The sequence below is a fragment of the Streptomyces milbemycinicus genome (assembly GCF_002154605.1).
GTDB lineage: Bacteria > Actinomycetota > Actinomycetes > Streptomycetales > Streptomycetaceae > Streptomyces > Streptomyces milbemycinicus.
On the sequence record NZ_MUNE01000635.1, the window covers coordinates 1 to 3,403 of the forward strand.

Annotated in this window: 1 pseudogene; it reads right to left on the minus strand. The window is 73.9% G+C overall.

What is annotated here, in order from left to right:
* Positions 1-3,403 (minus strand): annotated as a pseudogene (locus CCN51_RS55335) (hypothetical protein); the annotation flags it as partial.

A 3,403-nucleotide genomic window follows, 5' to 3' on the forward strand; every position in this document is an offset into this window, starting at 1 on the left:
CCCCGGGCCCGGCCACCGGCCTGACGGGGCGGGCCGCCGCGCCCGCGGCCGCTGCCCCGTCAGGCCGGTGGCCGGGCCCGGGGCCGGGGTGCCGGGAGGCGGCGGCAGGGGGCGCGCGTCGAGCGCGCCCTGCGAGCCCTGGGCGGAGAAGCCGAGATACGAGCCGATGGCCTCCAGGTCCAGCGGGTCGAAGCCGCGCTGGGCCGGGGTGTTCTTGATGCCGAAGGCGGCGAGCGACTCGGTCTTCAGCCGCGCGCGGGACCCCGTGTTCGCGCTGTCGAGGTCGGACCACCACGGCACGGGCGCCTCGTTGCCGGTCACCTCGGCGTTCTTGACCACCCACTGCCCGGCGAGGGTCGGCACCTTGTTGACGGTGATCCGCTGGTAGCCGATCTTCGGGTCGTGCCAGGCCTTCATGCGCTTGGCCTGGCGGTTCCCGGTCTCCTCCAGGTAGCGCACCTGATGCCCGATCAGGGCGTAGCCCTCCAGGTTGCCGCTGCGGAAACCCAGGTGCTTCAGTTGGCCGCCGGAGGCCTGGGAGAGGTGGTCGAAGACCTGGAACTGGACCTCGCGCGTCTCGTCGGGGAACGCCTGCCGCCAGTCGTCGTCCTTCCAGAACTCCGTGAGGTCGTGCACGTTGTCATAGCCGTCGGCGAGCCGCTTCAGCGCACCGCTCTGTGCGTTGTCGCCCGCGATGATCACGTTCGTACCGGGTGGCAGATGGTCGATGATCTGCCGCAGCCCGGTCGTGCCACTGTCGTGCTGGGGGTGCGCGTCGCCCTCCTGACGGCTCCCCAGCCGCGACCACAGCACCACGTGCGGGCCGCCCTCCGGCACTCCGCGTGCCGCGAGAAAGCGTCGTACCCGCTCGGTGTGGGGGTTGTCCAGGCCCCAGGCGCCACGGATCTTCGCCCGCGAGCGCCCCTGGCCGTCCCATACCTGCGCCACCTCGCTCGTGGCGTACTTCGTCGGCTTCTGGAACCGGGTGCTGCGCAGCCCCGCCGGCACGGGCGGGCTCATCGCGTCGTAGGGCAGGGCCTCGTAGCCGTTGGCGGTCTGTGTGTACAGCTGGTGCGGATCGTCGGTGTGGAGGGTGTGGAGGCGGTTCTCCTGCGCGCGCAGCTCGGCGTCACGCCGGGCCGTGAGCCGGTCCCGCGCCTGTGCGCGCTCGCTCGGCGACAGCTCGGTGTTCGCCTCGAGTTCGGCCATCGCCCGGGCGTGGCGGGCGTGCACCGGGGCGGTGAGGGTCTTCCGGAGGAACGGCCCGACCTGGTCGCGGGTGCGCGGTCCGGTCACCACGCCGACGTGCAGCTTCGGGTTGAGCGAGAGGGCGGTGGCGAGGCCGAACATGTCGCCGGTGAAGTTGCCCGCCGTCAGGACCAGGGCGCGGTGCGGGCCGGACCCGGCCCGGAAGCTGTCGGCGAGGTCGGCGAGGGTGGTGCGCAGCCGCCCGACATCCTCCGGGGTGGCGCCGAACTCGCGCCACTGGGCCTCCAGGGCCTCGCGCGCAGCCTTGGTCCCCATCAGCCCGTTCAGCACGTCGATGAACTGGCTCGTCACATCCGCCTTCGCCTGGGCCGGCCGCTGGGCGGCGTACTCCGCGCCCCGCCGCCGCACCAGCTCGTCGGCGAGCGCCGCGTCCAGGCCCGGGTGCCCGCCCAGCGCCCACAGCAGGTCGAACAGGTCCGAGCCGCGCTTGTGCCGGTCAGGCCGCGCGGCCAGCGCGTACGCCGTGTCGACCAGGGAGTCCACGAGGGACGGGACGGCGATGCCGTCGGCCTCGTCCGTGTCGCGGTACGGGTCGGTGCTCGGGCCGATGGTGATGTCGACGCCGTTGATCTGTCCGCTGAGCGCACGGGGGTCGCGCCCGTCCTGCCGCAGGACATTGGGCGCGGCACCGGGCGGGCTCGGGAAGTGCTCGGCCAGGGCCCGGTTGATCAGCTCCTCGTGCCGCCGCACATCCGGGGTGGCGAGCCGGAAGTCCAGACCGACGAGGGGGCGCGGGCTGCCGAAGCGCAGATTGGCCTGGGCGCCGCCGGTGAGCACGACGGGCCCCTGGACGTCCCGCGTCCGCCCGTCGTCCAGGATCAGCCCGTTGATGAGCGCGGCCACGTCGCGGCCCACCGTGAGCGCCCGCGCGTTGGCCTCCGGCGTGGTCGCCGGGTCGTACGGGGGACGCGGCGGACCGGCCGGCCCGGGCGTGGCGGCGGTGGCCGACTGCGCCGACTCGATGCGGATCTCCCGGCTGACGGTGCCGCGGTGGCCGTCGGCGTTGAAGGAGAGCAGCACCTTGTGGGTGGCCCCCGCCGTGAGCTTGACCTTGGGCTTGGGCACGGTGAAATCGCCCGCCCGGTCGGTGGCACCGATCCGCTCCAGGACGGCGGTCATCAGCTGCGGCGCGGTCACGCTGCCGCCGTCCACCGTGATGGTGAGGGGCCCGCCGCCGGGGCCCAGGCGCTCGACCGCCCGGTCCCACAGCTCCTTGAGGTCCTCGACGTCCTTGGGCGCCGCGGTGACCCCGACGTTCGCCTGGGACGGCGGATGCGCCGGTCGCAGATGGGCGGGCGGCAGCAGATCGGCGGGGTCGCCGGAGGTGGTGGTCGGCAGGGGCCGGGCCGACCTCGGGTGGTCTGGCACGGCGGGACCGGAGTCGGCGGCGTCCTCGATGGTCCTCAGGTAGTGCAGCGGCACGGCGCGGTCGGGCAGCGTGTTCGGATCGGCCATGATGCCGACGCTGTCGACCGAGCCGTTCTCGATGCGGCGGAAGAGCGAGGAGGGGTCGAGCGACCGGTCCCCCAGACCGGCGAAGTGCATCAGCTCGTGCAGCGACCGGGCGTCGTTCTTGCGCCGGCGCACCGCGTTCTCCTCCGGCCCGAGAGACGGGTCGTCGGAGTACAGCCGGAAAGAGAACTGGTCGAACTCGGTGGGGTCGGCGGTCGAGCTGAGCTCGATGGCCTCCGGGTGGTCGGGCGCGTGGACGAAGTTCACGTCGATGTGCAGCTGGTCGCCGGAGCGCGGCAGCGGCAGGCCGTGGTTGAGCTGGGTGTCCAGCAGTCCGCGCATCCGCTCCTGGAAGCCCGGGAGCCGGTCGGCGGAGAACCCGTCGCCGAACCGCACCGGCAGATTCAGCGTCAGGTTGCGCACCCAGCGGCCGTCGTCGGCCTGGACGCGCCGGATCCACGCACGGATGACGGTGTCGCGCCCGCCCAGCGTCTGCGGCCCGCGGCCCGGACCCTCCGCCAGCGGGTCGGCGGCCGGGTCGTAGCGCTCGGTCCACAGCGGTGCCGAGGGCGCCCCGTCCCGCCGGGGGCGCCACTGCTCGGGGCGCACGGGGGCGTCGACGGGCTCCGCCATCACCGGCTTGCGCGGAGTGGGGTCGACCGGCGACGAGGATGCCGTGGCC